The 15,580-nt window shown below is 71.7% G+C and carries 17 protein-coding genes; 8 read left to right on the plus strand and 9 right to left on the minus strand.

Annotated features, from left to right (window positions below; translation table 11 throughout):
- The first annotated feature begins 3 nt into the window (after positions 1–3).
- From DDJ31_RS35630 to DDJ31_RS35645, 4 genes are read left to right on the plus strand one after another with little or no spacing between them, the layout of a single operon-like run.
- Complete coding sequence (locus DDJ31_RS35630; RefSeq protein WP_030043913.1) at positions 4–414, plus strand: roadblock/LC7 domain-containing protein; 411 nt, start codon at positions 4–6, stop codon at positions 412–414.
- Positions 411–782: a DUF742 domain-containing protein gene (locus DDJ31_RS35635; protein ID WP_127176294.1), complete on the plus strand. Its 372-nt coding sequence runs from the start codon at positions 411–413 to the stop codon at positions 780–782. The genes DDJ31_RS35630 and DDJ31_RS35635 overlap by 4 nt, the downstream gene beginning before the upstream one ends.
- On the plus strand, positions 763–1,368 hold the full coding sequence (locus DDJ31_RS35640; protein ID WP_127176293.1) for a GTP-binding protein: 606 nt from the start codon (positions 763–765) through the stop codon (positions 1,366–1,368). Before DDJ31_RS35635 ends, DDJ31_RS35640 begins: the two co-directional genes overlap by 20 nt.
- Entirely contained in the window at positions 1,365–2,615 is a 1,251-nt protein-coding gene (locus tag DDJ31_RS35645) for a cytochrome P450 (protein WP_127176292.1), read from the plus strand. Before DDJ31_RS35640 ends, DDJ31_RS35645 begins: the two co-directional genes overlap by 4 nt.
- A 191-nt stretch (positions 2,616–2,806) precedes the next feature.
- Here the strand turns inward: DDJ31_RS35645 and DDJ31_RS35650 are convergent, their stop codons facing one another.
- Entirely contained in the window at positions 2,807–3,838 is a 1,032-nt protein-coding gene (locus tag DDJ31_RS35650; protein ID WP_127176291.1) for a 7-epi-alpha-eudesmol synthase, read from the minus strand.
- A gap of 353 nt (positions 3,839–4,191) precedes the next feature.
- Positions 4,192–4,491: a DUF4235 domain-containing protein gene (locus DDJ31_RS35655; protein WP_127176290.1), complete on the minus strand. Its 300-nt coding sequence runs from the start codon at positions 4,489–4,491 to the stop codon at positions 4,192–4,194.
- 106 nt (positions 4,492–4,597) lie between these two features.
- Here DDJ31_RS35655 and DDJ31_RS35660 point away from each other — a divergent pair, with 106 nt between their 5' ends.
- A complete protein-coding gene (locus DDJ31_RS35660) occupies positions 4,598–5,614 on the plus strand; it encodes a cation diffusion facilitator family transporter (protein WP_127176289.1) in 1,017 nt (338 codons plus the stop codon).
- Positions 5,615–5,776: 162 nt separating this feature from the next.
- Here the strand turns inward: DDJ31_RS35660 and DDJ31_RS35665 are convergent, their stop codons facing one another.
- The gene (locus DDJ31_RS35665; RefSeq protein WP_127176288.1) at positions 5,777–6,223 is read right to left on the minus strand and encodes a nitroreductase family deazaflavin-dependent oxidoreductase; all 447 of its coding nucleotides are present in this window, start codon (positions 6,221–6,223) and stop codon (positions 5,777–5,779) included.
- A gap of 346 nt (positions 6,224–6,569) precedes the next feature.
- Between DDJ31_RS35665 and DDJ31_RS35670 the strand changes: the two genes are divergently transcribed.
- The 3 genes from DDJ31_RS35670 to DDJ31_RS35680 all read left to right on the plus strand — a co-directional run bounded on the left by DDJ31_RS35670 (position 6,570) and on the right by DDJ31_RS35680 (position 9,022).
- Positions 6,570–7,769: a cytochrome P450 gene (locus DDJ31_RS35670; protein ID WP_127176287.1), complete on the plus strand. Its 1,200-nt coding sequence runs from the start codon at positions 6,570–6,572 to the stop codon at positions 7,767–7,769.
- 12 nt (positions 7,770–7,781) lie between these two features.
- Positions 7,782–7,973, plus strand: a complete 192-nt coding sequence (locus tag DDJ31_RS35675) for a ferredoxin (RefSeq protein WP_127176286.1) — start codon at positions 7,782–7,784, stop codon at positions 7,971–7,973.
- Between the two features lie 374 nt (positions 7,974–8,347).
- Positions 8,348–9,022 (plus strand): ankyrin repeat domain-containing protein, encoded by a 675-nt coding sequence (locus DDJ31_RS35680; RefSeq protein WP_206280609.1) that lies wholly within the window; start codon positions 8,348–8,350, stop codon positions 9,020–9,022.
- Positions 9,023–9,143: 121 nt separating this feature from the next.
- Here DDJ31_RS35680 and DDJ31_RS35685 read toward each other — a convergent pair whose 3' ends face one another.
- Genes DDJ31_RS35685 through DDJ31_RS35710 form a run of 6 tightly spaced genes read right to left on the minus strand, consistent with a single transcriptional unit; the run spans position 9,144 to position 15,333 of the window.
- Positions 9,144–10,445, minus strand: a complete 1,302-nt coding sequence (locus DDJ31_RS35685; protein ID WP_127176285.1) for an alpha-glucosidase/alpha-galactosidase — start codon at positions 10,443–10,445, stop codon at positions 9,144–9,146.
- Positions 10,442–11,380, minus strand: coding sequence for a carbohydrate kinase family protein (locus DDJ31_RS35690; RefSeq protein ID WP_127176284.1), 939 nt, complete (start codon positions 11,378–11,380; stop codon positions 10,442–10,444). The genes DDJ31_RS35685 and DDJ31_RS35690 overlap by 4 nt, the downstream gene beginning before the upstream one ends.
- Before the next feature lie 5 nt (positions 11,381–11,385).
- Complete coding sequence (locus DDJ31_RS35695; RefSeq protein WP_240677962.1) at positions 11,386–12,216, minus strand: carbohydrate ABC transporter permease; 831 nt, start codon at positions 12,214–12,216, stop codon at positions 11,386–11,388.
- Positions 12,213–13,175, minus strand: coding sequence for a carbohydrate ABC transporter permease (locus tag DDJ31_RS35700; RefSeq protein ID WP_127176283.1), 963 nt, complete (start codon positions 13,173–13,175; stop codon positions 12,213–12,215). The genes DDJ31_RS35695 and DDJ31_RS35700 overlap by 4 nt, the downstream gene beginning before the upstream one ends.
- A gap of 23 nt (positions 13,176–13,198) precedes the next feature.
- On the minus strand, positions 13,199–14,482 hold the full coding sequence (locus tag DDJ31_RS35705) for an ABC transporter substrate-binding protein (protein ID WP_127176282.1): 1,284 nt from the start codon (positions 14,480–14,482) through the stop codon (positions 13,199–13,201).
- 17 nt (positions 14,483–14,499) lie between these two features.
- Positions 14,500–15,333 (minus strand): endo alpha-1,4 polygalactosaminidase, encoded by an 834-nt coding sequence (locus DDJ31_RS35710; RefSeq protein ID WP_431026686.1) that lies wholly within the window; start codon positions 15,331–15,333, stop codon positions 14,500–14,502.
- Between the last annotated feature and the right edge of the window lie 247 nt (positions 15,334–15,580).

Here is a 15,580-nt window from a genome sequence, read left to right on the forward strand (position 1 = left end):
CCCATGACGCAACAGGGAACCGACGTGAGCTGGGCGCTCCGCGACCTGGTGGAGAGCATCCCGGAGATCCGCTTCGCCCTCGTGGCGTCGAGCGACGGCAAGGCCATCACTTCCTTCGGGGCCGAGGACCCCGACGACGTCGACCGGTTCGCGGCCGTCGTCGCGGGGCTCCAGGCCCTGGCCCAGCCGGTCGCCGAGCAGTTCCCCAAGTACGCGGGGCAGCTGCGACTGGCGATGATCGAGGTCGACGGAGGCCATCTCTTCGTCGTGCGCGCGGGTGTGGAGACGTATCTCGGCGTGCTGGCCCGCGAGGGTCTCGACCAGGGTCTGCTCGGACACCAGATGAGGGACCTGGCCCGCAGGATGGGTGAGCTCCTCGGCACCACTCCGCGCCTGGAGGAGCACTCTGGATGAGTGCTCCCCGCCGGCCAACGGACCCGTCCGGTCTCGAGCGTTACTACGTCCTCACCGGAGGACGTAGCGGACCGGGCGGTTCCGCGTCGAGTCTCGACGTGGCGACCCTCATCGTCTCCCTGACCGCCCCCGTACCGGGCACGCAGCACGAGCACGAGGAGATTCTCCGGCGTTGCCGCGATCCCCTGTCGGTGGCCGAACTCGGCGCCCACCTCGGATTGCCCTTCAACATTCTCGCGGTGCTGCTGGCCGATCTGCTCGAGGCAGGCCGTGTCGAAGCCCGTGACCCCATCCCGGCGCACGACGCCGGTCGCGGGCCCGACCTCGCGCTCCTTGAGGAGGTACTCAGTGGACTTCAAAGGCTTTGACCATCCCGGCCGGCCGGCCGCCGGGGGCACCCGCTCGGTGAAGGTGATGATCGCCGGCGGCTTCGGTACCGGAAAGACCACCATGGTCCGCTCGGTCAGCGACATCAAGCCGCTGACCACCGAGGAGACCCTCACCCAGGCCAGCGCCGACGTCGACCACCTGATCGGGGTCACCGACAAGACGCAGACCACGGTGAGCCTCGACTTCGGAAAGATCAGCCTCAACGAGAGCCTGATGCTGTACCTGTTCGGCACGCCCGGACAGGAACGCTTCTGGTTCCTGTGGAACGGCCTGTTCAAGGGCGCCCTCGGGGCGATCGTGCTCGTCGACACCCGGCGGCTGGCCTCCAGCTTCCGGGCGATCGAGGAGATGGAGCGGCTCGACGTCCCGTTCGTCATCGCGCTGAACGTCTTCCCGGACTCCACCAACCATCCGATCGACGAGATCCGGGACGCCCTGGATCTCTCCCCGCACACCCCCATCGTGGCCTGCGACGCTCGCGACCGGGCCTCCAGTCGTGATGTGCTCGTCGCACTGATCCATCATCTGAAGGAACGGTCGGACGTGGCACTGGAGACCCGATGACTGAACAGCCCTTAAACGATCCGGCGGCCGGGGGAGGCTGCCCCGTCGCCCACGGCGCCGGGGACCTCACCCGGCTGTTCGGGCCCGGAACCGAGTCCGACCAGGCCGGCATCTACGAGCGGCTGCGCAAGGAGCACGGCTCGGTGGCGCCGGTCCTCCTGGAGGGCGACGTGCCCGCCTGGCTGGTGCTCGGCTACCGCGACGCCCGGCGTGTCCTCGACAACCCCCGCCAGTTCAGCCGGGACGCGCGTACCTGGCGGGACTGGCAGGAGGGCCGGATCGAGGAGACGTCGCCGCTCATCCCGATGCTGGGATGGCGGCCCGACTGCGTGTCCCAGGACGGCGAGGCGCACCGCAGGCTGCGCGGGGCCGTCAACGACGGGCTGCTGGCCGCGTCCAGCCGGGGCGTCAAGCGGCACGCCACGTTCTTCGCCAACCAGCTGATCGGCTCGTTCGCCGACGTCGGCCGCGCCGACCTGGTCTCGGAGTACACCGAGTACCTGCCGATGCTGGTGCTGACCCGCATCCTCGGGCTGCCCGCGGCGGAGGGCCGCAGGCTGGCCGAGTCCAGCATCCTGGTGCTCAAGGGCGGTGAGGACGCGCTCGTCCACAACGGCCGCATCATGGAGATCCTCACGGAACTGGCCGAGCGCAAGAGCGTCGAGCCGGGCTCCGACTTCACCAGCGCGCTGCTCGCCCACCCGGCCGGGCTCGACCTGGACGAGGTGGTCAGCCATCTCCGTCTGGTGCTGATCGCCGGCTACAACACCACGAGCAACCTGCTGGCCCGGGTGCTGCAACTCGTCCTCACGGACACCGCGCGCCTCTCCGGCCTGGTCAGCGGCCAGCTGAACATCACCGCCGTGATGGAGCAGGCCATGTGGGACACCCCGCCGCTCGCGGTGCTGCCCGGCCGGTTCGCCGCGTCCGACACGGAGCTGGGCGGTCACCAGGTCCAGGAGGGCGACCTGCTGGTGCTCGGGCTGACCGCGGGCAACGTCGACCCGGAGATCCGCCCCGACCCGACCGTCTCCGTGCAGGGCAACCAGTCGCACCTGGCATTCAGCGCCGGGCCGCACGAGTGTCCTGGGCAGAACATCGGGCAGTCGATCATCGAGGTCGCCGTGGACGTGCTGCTGCACCGGCTGGTGGGGCTGCGGCTCGCCGTCCCGGCCGAGGAGCTGTCCTCGACGGCGTCCACCTGGGAGTCCCGACTGGACAGCCTGCCGGTCGAGTTCGCCATCTGAACCGCGGGACCTGGACGGCGTGACCGCGACGGTGGCAACGCCGGACCGGGACCGCCGCGCCCCCGCACCGCTGACCGCGGACGAGTTCAACCGCCGCATCGCCGAATCCCGGGACCCGCGTCTCCCGGTCCCCGGATCTCGGCAGACCCCTCGCCCGGCCGGCCACGATCCGGCCGGGCGAGGGCGTCAGGTCACACGGCCAGCAGGTCGTCCACCGAGCCGCGCCCGGCGAGTTCGGCCGTCGCCACGGGCCCTTCCTTGGCCGCCGCGTACCGCCCGGAGACCAGCGCCCACTCGTAGTTGCCGTTGATCCAGTGCTGGATGGCCTCCACGCCCATCCGCACCCGGGTCCGCTCGTCCTCGTCGAGGCGCAGCTCGTCGCACATCCGCGGGACCCGGGCCTCCAGCTCCAGATACTCCTGAAGGCACTCCGTGGTCATGCGGTACGCCTGCTGGGCCGCTTCCTGCCAGCTGCCGTGGCCCTCCCGGTGCAGCACGGCGATCAGGTTGTGGCCGTCGCCCCGGCGCCGCTCGCGCTCGAACGAGTGGATGTCGTTCATGAACCCGATGGTGTCGGCGGCCAGGTCCCGCATCCGCTCCATCAGCGGGTGCGCCATCGCCTGCGGGGGCACCTCGAAGCCGCGGCTGCGCTCGCCCGCGTCGATGCTGTGGTGGATGCCGACCGTGCGCCGCCTGAACAGCGCGTACTCCTCCAGGTCAAGGGTCCCGGCCAGGCCGCGGGCGGCGAGGTCGACCTCCTCGCAGTGGGCGACGAGGAACCGGCCCCAGGAGGCCGCGAACCGGGTCTGCCAGGTCAGGGACATGCCAGCCGAGAGGCTGTTCCAGACCTCCGCCCAGGCCAGCGTGATCGGGCAGACCACCCGCGGCCTGCTGCCCGCGGGACGCAGCGGGGTGACGATCAGCTCGCGCGCGACCTCCGCTATCCGGTCGGCGCGGTCCGGTTGGCCCGCGTCGAACTGATCGTCGAAGAGGAAGGCCAGCGAGAACCAGTTCATCAGGACGACCATGTCGTCCGCCGAGGCGTAGGGATACGTGCGGGCGGCCGCCAGCGGCAGGTCCCAGGACTTGTACTCCTCGAACCCTGCGGTGCTGCGGACCAGGCCCATGTCCCAGATCCAGCGCAGATGGCGGGCCCGCGCGTACTCCAGGTGCTCGCTGACGGGAGTGTCGAAGGGCAGGTCGAACGTGACGTCCTGTGGCATGTGTTTCCTTCTGGGAGACGGCGAAGCAGGCCCCCCGGCTCCTGCACCTGGGCGGTCTGGCGACCGCCCGCTCACTCGAACAGAGCTTTCCGGTCAGAAAGTTGAATCGAAAAGCGCTACCAGGCTGCCCAGAGCGTAAATGATCTACACCGTGACCCTGCCGTGATGTCGGTTACTGCTCAACCCATGTGACCTGCGTACACTTCCGCCCCCGGCCGAAAGCCGCCCCTTCGGAGATCCGGTGAAGGGTTCACCGCCCGCCGACACAGAATCCGCCAACTCCCCGTCCCGGCCGGGCCGCACGGGTTTGACCCGTGGCGGAACCCGGCCGAACAGGGGCGTGCCGGCTCCTGTCAGGTGCGGTCGCCGGTCGGCCAGACCCCCGTCGAGCGTTCGATCGCCTTCGCGCTGGCCCTGGACGCCACACTGCTCGCGACGGCGAACAGGGCCCCCTGGATCGCGGCGGCGAGCAGGATCTCGCCCCAGCCGCGGTCGCGGTCCAGCGGGTCGGGCGCGTCGTCCTCGTGGCGGATGACCTCCCAGGTCCTGCGGAACGCGAGACCCGCGAGCGCCCCGCCCGCCCAGCCCACCGCGAGACCGACCGGCTTGTAGGCGAGCGGGAGCTTGAGCTGCTTGTTCTTCTTCCTGGCCACGTCTTTCTCCTGTCGTCCTCGGACCGGGCTTCCCGTCCGACGGTGTCACGTATGCCCACGAGAGTCGAAAGGGTGTGAGCCGGGCCCGGAGGGGCAGTCGGCGGGCATGGAGCGGACAGGCGCGCAGCAGGACCCGGAGCAGGAACCAGAGCGGGAACCGGGTCAGGACCCGGGCAAGCAGGAGGACCGCAGCACGCGGGTCACCGTACTGGTGGCGCTCGCCGCCAACCTCGTCATCGCGGCGGCCAAGGCCGTCGGCGGTCTGGTCGCCGGGTCCCCGGCGCTGATGTCGGAGGCCGCGCACTCGGTCGCCGACAGCATGAACGAGGTGTTCCTGCTGGCGGCCCTGCGCCGCAGCAGGCGCCCCGCCGACCGGCGGCACCCCTTCGGCTACGGCAAGGAGCGCTTCTTCTGGTCGCTGCTCGCCGCCGTCGGCATCTTCGTGATGGGCGGCTGCTTCTCGTTCTTCCAGGGCTACGAGGCGCTCAGGAACGGCGCGGACGAGACGTTCGACGGCTATGTGATCGGCCTCGTGGTGCTCGGCGTGGCGTTCGTCGCCGAGGGCCTCTCGCTGCTGCGGGCGCTGCACCAGGCGCGGCAGCAGGGCGGCCTGAGCGGGCTGCGGGACCCGGCGCTGCGCACGGTGATCGCCGAGGACGGCACGGCGGTGCTCGGCGTCACGCTCGCCGCCGCCGGGATGGCGCTGCACATGGTGACCGGGGACGTGGTGTGGGAGGCGTCGGCGTCCTTCGGGATCGGCGCGCTGCTCGTCTTCGTCGCGTACCACCTCGGCAGCCAGGCCAGGGACCAGCTGATCGGCGAGGCGGCCGATCCGGAGGCCGACCGCCGGATCAGGGCGGTGCTGTCCGCGCAGCCCGAGATCGACAGCGTCGAGGCGCTGTTCACGATGAAGACCGGCCTGGACAGCGCCCTGGTGGCGGCGCGGGTCGACCTGGTGCCCGGGATGGACAGCGAACAGGTCGAGGAGGTCGCCGTCCGGATCAAGCGGTCACTGGCGAACACCGTCACGGAGGCGGATCAGATCTTCCTCGACATCACGGACCGGGCCGCCCAGGAGACGGCGGAGAGCCCCGCCGCGACGGGGGAACGCGGCGGGGCCTGACCGTCGGGTGCCCGAGCGCCACGGCTTCATGCGGCCCGGGACCGGATTTCTGCCCCGGGACGCTCCGCGACTGCGCCCGCCCCTCTCACCGGCACGGACGACAAGGCCGCCGGCCCCCGCTCACGGGGGCCGGCGGCCCGGTGTCCGCCCGCCGGTGCGGGCTCAGCGGCCCGACCGCTCCAGCACGAAGACCGGGATCGCGCGGTCCGTCTTCTCCTGGTACTCCGCGTACGGCGGGTACGCCGCGACCGCCCGGTCCCACCAGGCGTCCTTCTCCGCGCCGGTGACCTCGCGGGCCGTGAAGTCCTGCTTGACGGGGCCGTCCTGGAGCTCGACATGCGGGTCGGCCTTGATGTTGTGGTACCAGACCGGGTGGGTGGGCGCCCCGCCCTGGGAGGCGACCACGGCGTACTCGCCGTCGTGCTCGACCCGCATCAGGGGCGTCTTGCGGATCTTGCCGCTCTTGGCACCCCGCGTGGTCAGCAGGATGACCGGCAGTCCGGTGTCCATGAGGGTCGTGCCCCGGGTGCCGCCGGAGCTCTCGTACAGCTCCACCTGTTCGCGTACCCACTGCTGCGGGCTGGGTTCGTACTCGCCCTCAAGAGGCATGTGGCATCCGTCCCATCGTTGTGTGCTGTCACTGACACGCACCATGGTCAACCACCGGTGCGTGCCACATTCATCCCTACCGCGCTGCTACCCGCTTCCACACCCGATCACCTCCCGTGTCATCGCGCCACTCCCGCCCGCCCCGACACCGCCGGCACGGCGGACGGCCATGGCCGGTTCACGGCGTGCGCGGACGCCAGGACCGCCGGTTTTCGAATCCTGAGCGAGCGTCCCCGGCCAGATCGGCGGCGCCACCGATCTGGCCGAACTTCACATCGCCGCATAGGTGCCTCGGGCATCTAATAAAGATCTGCACGGCGCAACTCTTCCGTCTGCGAGGTCAGCCATGCCGGAAACGCAACCCGTCGCCTTCCCCCAGTCCCGGACCTGCCCCTACCAGCCGCCCACCGGCTACGACCCGCTGCGGAGCGACCGGCCGCTGGCCCGCGTCACCCTCTACGACGGCCGGGAGGTGTGGCTGGTCACCGGGCACGGACTCGCCCGCGAACTGCTCGCCGACCCGCGGCTCTCCACCGACCGCACCCACCCCGACTTCCCGGCGCTCACCGAGCGCTTCACCGCCGCCCGCGGGCGCACCGTCGCCCTGCTCGGCGTCGACGACCCGGTGCACCACACCCAGCGGCGCATGATGGTCCCCCGCTTCACCCTGCGCCGGGCCACCGAACTGCGCCCGCGCATCCAGGAGATCGTCGACGAGCGCATCGACGCGATGATCGCCCAGGGCCCGCCCGCCGACCTGGTGACCGCCTTCGCGCTGCCCGTCCCCTCCACGGTGATCTGCGCCCTGCTCGGTGTGCCCTACGCCGACCACGACTTCTTCGAGGGACAGTCCCGCCGGCTGCTGCGCGGCCCGACCGGCGCCGACCTGCTGGACGCGCGGGCGCGTCTCGACGCCTACTTCGAGGACCTGATCGACCAGAAGCTGAAGCAGCCCGAACCCGGCGACGGCGTCCTCGACGAACTCGTCCACGGCAGGCTCAGGACGGGCGGGATGAGCCGCGAGGAGGTCATCTCCTTCGCCACCATCCTGCTGATCGCCGGCCATGAGACGACGGCCAACATGATCTCCCTCGGCACCTACACGCTCCTGCAGAACCCGCGCAGGCTCGCCGAGTTGAAGGCCGACCCGGCCCTGCTGCCCGGCGTCGTCGAGGAGTTGCTGCGGATGCTGTCCATCGCGGACAGCCTGATGCGCCGGGCCGCCGAGGACATCGCGGTCGGCGACACCGTCATCCGGGCCGGCGACGGCGTCCTCTTCGCGACGTCCGTCATCAACCGCGACGAGGGCGTCTACCCCGAGCCCGACTCCCTCGACTGGCACCGGCCGACCCGCCACCACGTCGCGTTCGGCTTCGGCATCCACCAGTGCCTCGGCCAGAACCTCGCCAGGGCCGAGCTGGAGATCGCCCTGCACACGCTCTTCGCCCGGCTGCCCGGGTTGCGCCTCGCGGTGCCGGCCGAGGAGATCCCCTGCAAACCGGGCGACACCATCCAGGGGATGCTGGAACTCCCCGTGACCTGGTAAGAGGCTCAGGGCATGCGCATCGACATCGACACCGGCGTCTGCATCGGCGCGGGCCAGTGCGCCCTCACCGCCCCGGACGTCTTCACCCAGGACGACGACGGATACAGCGCCTTGCTGCCGGGCCGCGCGGACGACGGTGGGCCGCTGGTGCGGGAGGCGGCACGGGCCTGCCCGGTGCGGGCCATCTCCGTCACCGACGGCTGAACCCGCCGGGGGAGCGGCGGCCGGGCGCCTCGAACACGGGGGACCCTTTCCGGTTGGCCGACGCTCTCCTCCGCCTCGCGGCCGCACGCGTCCTGACCCGCTCGGATCGGGCGAGAGGCCGCCCCGCCTCGGCGCCGCCTGATCCACACGACGGGCCCTGGGCGTCCCGGTCGCCGTACCTCCCGTGACGGGCCGACGCGTCGGCCGTCCACCCCGGCTACCGGGACAGCCTGAACCGGCCGCGCGGAAGGGGCGTCCGACGCGGCGCGCCACTCCGGCGCACCCGAAACGGCGCGGCAGCGGCCGGAGTTCGGGTGGGAGCGGGCGTTCGAACTGGTTCGATGACCGGTGCACCCATCCCTACACTCGGCGCCATGGCTGGTGAGCGGAGTGCGGAATGGGACGGGGTCACCCGTCGGTCGACCTACAAGGAGAAGGTGGTGGCCGAGCGGGACCGGCTCGCCGACGCCGCCCGTGACGCGGACTGGGACACCGTCCTCGACATCCTCGACCGGGAGCGCGGATGGGTCAACTTCGGGCGGATCGAGGGCAAGAGCGGCTTCAGCCCGTTCCACCAGGCCGCCTGGCACGGCGCGCCCGTCGAGGTGGCGCAGTGGCTGATCGACCACGGCGCCTGGCGCACCTTCCGCACCCATGACGGACGCCGCGCCCTCGACCTCGCGACCGAGCGCGGCCACCACCACCTCACCGACCTGCTCGTGCCGCGCCCGCGGCAACCGCTGCCGCCCGAGGACCTGGAGCGGCTCCAGGACCATCTGCACCGGCTGATCCGCTTCCGCGCGGACGACGGCCGCGGCTCCGACATCCCCGCCTGGAACGCGCTGCGCCTGCCGGAACTCGAACCGCTGACCGAACTCGACCACCCGGTCTGCTGGTTCCCGGTCCCCGGCATGTACGGCGGTTTCCGCTTCGAGCTGCGGGACGGCGCACTCACCGTCGACAGCTGGATCCGCGTCGTCGGAGGCTCCGAACGCACGGACCGGGTCACCGTCGACGGCGTCGAACTGGAGGAGGGCGACCTGCTCTGAGGCGGCCGGGCCCGGCCGGACGGGCGTCCGCCCTTTCCCGCCGCCGCAGACGAGCGCCCGCGAGGCCCCCTTTTCGCGAGAGCCCCGCGGGCGGTCGGGCCGGCGCCCGGCCGGCCGTCGTTCAGTGGCCCAGCACGGCCCGCAACTCCGGCTGGAGCAGGTCCCCGTGGGCCCGGACCAGGTCGTCGCACAGGTCCCAGATCCGCTCCACCGGCAGCGCGGCGGCCGTCGCGGGGTCGGCCATCATCGCGTGCCTGATGTGCCGCGGGTCCCCGTCGGTGGCCGCCCTGACCACCAGGTCGGTGACCGAGACGTACGACCGGTTCAGGGCGGCGCACTGCGGAGGCAGGGCACCGATCCGGGTCGGCCGCACACCCGTCCCGTCGACCAGGCACGGCACCTCGACCGCGGCGTCCGCCGGGAGGTTCTCGATCAGACCGCGGTTGGGCACATTGCCGTAGACCGTGCGGGGCGTCCCGGTGGCGACGCTGTGGATGATCTGCGGGGCGTACTCCATGGTGCCCTCGACGGGCAGCGGGCGCCCCGCCGCGAGCGCGTCACGGGTCTCCTCGTAACTCGCCGCGTTCTCCTTGATGATGTCCAGATAGGCGCCGACCGGCAGCCGCAGCCGCTCGACCTCCTCCTCGTGGGACAGGTACCAGGGCACGTACTCCGAGGAGTGCTCGCTCGTCTCGGTCGGATAGTGCCCGAGCCTGCGGTACATGTCGACGCGGACCCGGCGCAGCAGCCCGGGGTCCCGCGCGATCACCTCGTCGAGCAGCGGGTACAGGTCCTTGCCCTCGCGTTCGAAACGCAGCACCCACGCCTGGTGGTTGACGCCCGCCGCGAGGTAGGTCACCTCGTCGAAGGGCACGCCCACCAGCCGGGACAGGTCGTGCATCGTCCAGTACACCGAGTGGCAGAGACCGGTCACCTTCAACTCGGGGGCGATCCGGCTCAGATAGAGCACGTTCATCGCCATCGGGTTGGTGTAGTTCAACAGGTGGGCGTCCGGGCAGAGTTCGGCCATGTCCTCGGCGATGCCCTTGAGGACGGGGAAGGTGCGCAGCGCCCGGAAGACACCGCCGACGCCGAGCGTGTCGCCGATCGTCTGGCGCACCCCGTAGCGGGCCGGGACGTCGAAGTCGGTCCTGGTGGCCGCGTCCATCCCGACCTGGACGATGTTGATGACGAAGTCGGCGTCGGCGAGCGCCGCCCGCCGGTCCAGGTGGGTGGTGATCTCCGGCTTCGCGCCCCGGTGTCCGGCGATGAACCGCGCGGCGCCCTCGGCCGTCGCGAGCCGCTCGGGGTCGATGTCGTGCAACGCGATCCGCGCGTTCCCGAGTTCGGGGAAGGCGAACAGGTCCGCCAGCAGGCCCTGCGTGAACACCACGCTGCCCGCTCCCACGAATGCGATCTTCATCGAGTTCCTTTCAGATCAGTGACGGCCCATGCCTCGTCCCACGTCGGCTGGGCCGCCGTACCACCGTGAGCGCGTGTCGAGAGCGATCCGCAGGCCGCGGCCATCGCCAGGGACGCGCGGAGATCGAGCCCGCGCAGCCGTGCCGCGACGAAACCGGCGTCGAAGCTGTCTCCCGCGCCCACCGCGTCCAACGGCTCCACCGGCACCGCGGCCGCCCGGAGCGCTTCGTCGCCGTGCTGGGCGTGGGCGCCGCGCGCGCCGTCCTTCACCACCACCGTCGGCCCGTAGCGGGCCAGGGCCAGGGCCGCGTCGGCGACCCGGGACTCGCCGGACAGGGCGAGCGCCTCGGCCGCGTTCGGCAGCAGCACGTCGGTCGCCTTGAGGACCGGGTCGAGCAGGGCGTGGTCCCAGCGGGTGGCGGGGTCGTCGTTGGTGTCGAGCGAGGTGGTCGCGCCGTGCGCCCGCGCCCGGTCGAACAGCGCGGCCAGCCCCTCGGCCAGCCGCGGCATCAGGAAGAACGACGCCGCGTGCACGTGCCGGGTCGCCGCCAGCAGGTCGGCGGGCACGTCCCACGGGCCGGTCGCGGTCAGGCAGCCGGGCGCGGTGAGCACCGCCCGGTCGCCGTCGGCGGTCGTGAGGATCGTGGTCAGCGGCGTGGGCAGACCGGGATCGACGGTGAGCCGGCTGACGTCCACCCCGCGCTCCGCGAGTTCCCCGCGCACGAAGACGCCCGCCGCGTCGTCGCCCACCCGTCCGGCGAACGCGACCCGCAGCCCGAGCCGCGCCGCCCCGCACGCCATGATCGCGGCGGACCCGCCGAGCACCAACCGCCCGTGGTCCACGAGCTGTTCGCGCTGCCCGAAGGCCAGGCCGGTCACCGGACCGACCACCACGTCGGGGTTGACGTCCCCGATCACCACCAGGTCATAGGTCATGCCGGTCACCCCTTGATTCCGCTCGACGTCAGAGACTGGATGAAGGTCCGCTGGGCCAGCAGGAACGCCACCAGCACCGGCAGGACCGTGATCACGTTCCCGGCCATCACCGCCGACCACTTGGTGTGGTGCTGGCCCTGGAAGGTGGTCAGCCCCAACTGGAGCGTGTACACGGTGTCGTGATTGATCGCGATCAGCGGCCACGACAGGTCGTTCCAGGCGGTGAGGAAGGTCAGCACGGCGACCGTGGCCAGCGCGGGCCGGGCCAGCGGCAGCACGATCGAGAACAGCACCCGCAGCCGCGAACACCCGTCGATCCAGGCGGCCTCCTCGATCTCCCGGGGCAGCGAGAGGAAGAACTGCCGGAACAGGAACACCGCGAACGGCGTCACCAGCGACGGCACGATCAGCGCGCCCAACGTGTCGATCAGACCGAGCCACTTCATCACCAGGAACGTCGGGATCATCGTCAGCTGGAACGGCACCACCATCGTCGCCAGCATCAGGGCGAGCAGCAGCCGGGAGCCGCCGAACCGCATCCGGGCGAACGCGTAGCCGCCGAGCGCCCCGAACAGCAGGTTCGAGGTGACCGCGACCACCGCCACGATCAGCGAGTTGGCGAACCAGCGCGGGAACAGCGCGTTGCCCATCACGTACCGGTAGCCGCTCAGATCGATGCCGTGCGGCCACAGGGCCGGCGGGAACCGGTTGATCTCGGCGTCCGACATGACCGAGCTGAGCACCAGCCACACCAGCGGCAGCGCGAACGCCAACGCCAGCGGCGCGAGCAGCAGATGCCAGCCGAGGGACGGTCTGCGCGGGGTCGACGGGTTCACGAGCGGCCTCCTTCCACACGGCCTTCACGGGCGCGCACCAGCCGCAGCACGCCGCCCGACACCAGCAGCGCGAGCGCCAGGACGTACGCGGCGGCGGCTCCGTAGCCGGCCGTGAACATCTGGAACGCCTGCTGCCAGACGAAGTAGACGACGACGGTCGTCGAACCGAGCGGCCCGCCCTTCGTCGTCACATAGATCAGGTCGAAGACCTGGAGCGCCGAGATCAGCTGCCACAGCAGCAGGAACACCGTGACCGGGGTGAGCGCGGGCAGCGTCACGTGCCGCAGCACCTGACGCAGGTTCGCGCCGTCCAGGCGGGCGGACTCGACGAGTTCGGGCGGCACGTCCTGGAGGGCGGCCAGATAGACCACGACACAGAAGCCGACGCCGCTCCACAGCGAGATCAGCACCAGCAGGAACATGGCCTGTCCCGGATCGGACAGGAAACCCTGGCGGGAGACGCCGAGATGGTGCAGCAGCGAGTTGGCGACGCCGAAGTCGGGGTCGAGGATGAAGGAGAACAGCACGCCCTGCGCCGTCGCCGACACCACGAACGGCACGAAGACCAGGGTGCGGTAGAGGCCGACGAAGCGGATGCGCCGATTGAGCGCGATGGCCAGGGCCAGGCCGCCGACCAGGCTCAGCGGCACGTACAGGGCCGCGTACTGGATTGTGTTGCCGACCGCTGTGCGGAAGTTGGGGTCCTGCGCCAGGGCGCGGTAGTTGTCGAGGCCGACCCAGCGGCCTGGCGTCACCAGGTCGTCCGCCCGGAAGGACAGCAGCAGCGACCAGACGACGGGCACGACGCTCAGGCCGAGGATCACGACGACCGAAGGGCTGATGAACGCCCAGGCGGTGGCGCGGTCCCGGCGCGACCGGCGGCGGGCGGCCCGGCGCGCCTCGGCCGGGGTCGTCCCGGTCCGTGGCGGCAGGGTGAGGGCGCGAGGCAGTGTGGACATGACGGGCTCCCGTACCGGGGAAGTCATCGGGGGATCCGCAGGGCCGCGTCGGCCTTCTCCGCGCACTTGTGGAGCGCGCGGGCGGGGGAGTCCTGGCCGAGCAGGACGGACACGATCGCCTCGCCGAGCGCCTGCGAGATCTGCGGGTACGCGGCGTGGACGGGGCGGACACGGGCGGTGCGCAGGGCGTCGGTGAAGACGTCGAGGCCGGGGGTGCGGTCGCTGTGCCGACGCCACTCGGGCCGCTCGGCGGCCGTGGTGGTGAGCGGCAGGCTGCCCGCCGATGAGTCCCAGCGCACGTCCTGGGCGGGCCGGGTCAGCCAGCGCACGAACTCCACCGCGGCCCGCGACCTGGCCGAGCCGTTGTCGAACACCGTCCAGGTGTCGGGACCCGAGATCGTCACCGGCTTGCCGCTGTAGGAGGGCAGCGGTACCACCGCGTAGTCGACCCGGGCGGCGCTGATGTCCGGGAGCTGCCACGGTCCGGTCGGCACCATCGCCATCCGTCCGCTGAGGAACACCTGGTACATCTGCTCGCCGCCCGGCTTGGGGTCGACGTAGACGCTTCGGTCGCGGGCCAGCGTCTCCAGCGTGCCCAGGGCCTTGACGCCCTGGTCGGCGAAGCCGATGCGGGCGCCGTCGGGGGCGACGACCTCTCCGCCGAGGTCCCAGAGCATCGGCCACAGCCGCCACACGGTGTCCTCGTCGCCGGTGCCTGGCCAGCCGGTCCCGAAGACGCCCTTGCCCGGGTCGGTCAGCCGCCGGGCGGCCTCGGTGAAGTCGTCCCAGGTCCAGCCCGCCTCGGGCAGCGGCACCCCGGCCCGCCTGAACAGCGTCCGGTTGCAGACCACGGCCAGCGAGTCGAGCAGCGCGGGCGCCGCCCTGACCTGTCCGTTGACGGTGATCGCGTCCCGTACCGGCTTCCAGTAGGCGCTCCACGGCGTGGGGCCCTCGCGCAGCGCCTTCGTCAGGTCGACCACGCGGGGACTGCGGGCCACGTTCGCCAGGTCGGAGCCGAAGATGTAGGCGATGTCCGGGTAGGAGCCGGCCGCGAGCGCGGCGGTCACCTTCTGGAGCATCGCGTCGGCCAGGACCCCGCCGCCGCCCGCGTTCACCCGGATCGACGGGTGGGTGCGGTTGAACTCGTCGACCAGCGCCTGGATCGCCTTGCGGCCGGTGTCGGACTGCCCGTGCCACAGCTCCACGGTCACCCGTCCGTCGGCCCCGACCCCGTCGGAGCCGCCCGTGCCGCAGCCGCTCAACGCGCCGAGCGCGGCGGCTCCCAGCAGTACCCGGCGCCTGGACATCCCGCTCGCCACGGCGCTCAGCCGACCTTGCGGACGTAGTCGGCGCTGCCCGGCTTCGAGACCATGACGTCGCGGCGCACGATGCTCAGCCGGTCGCCGTAGCCCGAGAGCGCCTTGCGCAGTCCGGCGTCCGTGTACTCGATGACCACGACCCGGTCGTCGAAGGCGTCGGCGTACGTCCCGCACTCGTCCCAGGCCCCGCACTCCTCCGCGACCGCGAAGTCCAGCCCCGCCTTCTCGCGCTGCCCGGTCAGCTCGGCCGTGTTCTTCTGGCCGATCGCCAGTCCGCGGGCGTGCGCGCGCTTCGACAGCAGGGCGATGAACGCGACGGCGTCGTTGGCGCTCAGCAGGTCGGAGGAGCGCGTGTAGCTGTCGTAGTTGTCGGGTTCGACGGCGTCGAAGCCCTTGTCGGCGCAGCCGTCGATCCACCGGCCGACCCGCTCGGCGACCCGCTCGCGCTTGGCGGCGGTGCGGATGTCGAGCAGCGGTTCGCCCCAGTCCTCGTCGACGACCTTCTCGCCGTCGCCGTCCCGCAGCAGCAGGTCGGACGGCCAGGAGGAGCTCTCGCCCGGCTGGGACTGGAAGGCGTTGACGTAGCAGATGTTGTACAGGCCGGGCGCGGGGGAGGCGGTCCGGTCCCGGCTGACGATCTTCACGCCGGCCGGCGGGGGGTAGGCGCCGCCGATCTGGTAGTCGAACCCGGCGTGCCTGGGCGGCAGCCGCACCGTCTTGGCGGCGGACGTGCCCTTCGACGGCGTGCCGGCCGTCGTCCGCGCCGTCGCGGTCGCCGAACCGACCGCCTCGGACGGGCCGGCGCTCGCACCGCCGTCCGCCTTCGGCGTGCCGGACACCGGCGTGTCGTGGCCGCCGGACGACGCCGTCGGCGTCGGGACCGACGATCCGGCGCGCTCGGAGGAATCGGGGGAAGGGCCGCAGCCGGTCGCTCCGAGGACGAGAGCCAGGCAAGCGCCCACGGCCGTCCCGAGACCTCCGACGCGGGATACACCCATGGCGGGCATGTTCCGCTCCATCAATCGCGGATACGTCCCCGCCTCGGACCCGCTGAAGGGGTTCCTGGCGACTTTGGCCGGACTTGGA

The sequence above is a fragment of the Streptomyces griseoviridis genome, assembly GCF_005222485.1.
Classification (GTDB): Bacteria; Actinomycetota; Actinomycetes; order Streptomycetales; family Streptomycetaceae; genus Streptomyces; species Streptomyces hintoniae.

Bases quoted from the DNA above. Each gene is read 5' to 3' on its own strand.
- DDJ31_RS35670 (WP_127176287.1), top strand. From the start codon at position 6,570: ATGCCGGAAACGCAACCCGTCGCCTTCCCCCAGTCCCGGACCTGCCCC.
- DDJ31_RS35635 (WP_127176294.1), top strand. From the start codon at position 411: ATGAGTGCTCCCCGCCGGCCAACGGACCCGTCCGGTCTCGAGCGTTAC.
- DDJ31_RS35705 (WP_127176282.1), bottom strand. From the start codon at position 14,482: ATGTCCAGGCGCCGGGTACTGCTGGGAGCCGCCGCGCTCGGCGCGTTG.
- DDJ31_RS35650 (WP_127176291.1), bottom strand. From the start codon at position 3,838: ATGCCACAGGACGTCACGTTCGACCTGCCCTTCGACACTCCCGTCAGC.
- DDJ31_RS35700 (WP_127176283.1), bottom strand. From the start codon at position 13,175: ATGTCCACACTGCCTCGCGCCCTCACCCTGCCGCCACGGACCGGGACG.
- DDJ31_RS35660 (WP_127176289.1), top strand. From the start codon at position 4,598: ATGGAGCGGACAGGCGCGCAGCAGGACCCGGAGCAGGAACCAGAGCGG.
- DDJ31_RS35685 (WP_127176285.1), bottom strand. From the start codon at position 10,445: ATGAAGATCGCATTCGTGGGAGCGGGCAGCGTGGTGTTCACGCAGGGC.
- DDJ31_RS35665 (WP_127176288.1), bottom strand. From the start codon at position 6,223: ATGCCTCTTGAGGGCGAGTACGAACCCAGCCCGCAGCAGTGGGTACGC.
- DDJ31_RS35630 (WP_030043913.1), top strand. From the start codon at position 4: ATGACGCAACAGGGAACCGACGTGAGCTGGGCGCTCCGCGACCTGGTG.
- DDJ31_RS35680 (WP_206280609.1), top strand. From the start codon at position 8,348: ATGGCTGGTGAGCGGAGTGCGGAATGGGACGGGGTCACCCGTCGGTCG.
- DDJ31_RS35645 (WP_127176292.1), top strand. From the start codon at position 1,365: ATGACTGAACAGCCCTTAAACGATCCGGCGGCCGGGGGAGGCTGCCCC.
- DDJ31_RS35690 (WP_127176284.1), bottom strand. From the start codon at position 11,380: ATGACCTATGACCTGGTGGTGATCGGGGACGTCAACCCCGACGTGGTG.
- DDJ31_RS35675 (WP_127176286.1), top strand. From the start codon at position 7,782: ATGCGCATCGACATCGACACCGGCGTCTGCATCGGCGCGGGCCAGTGC.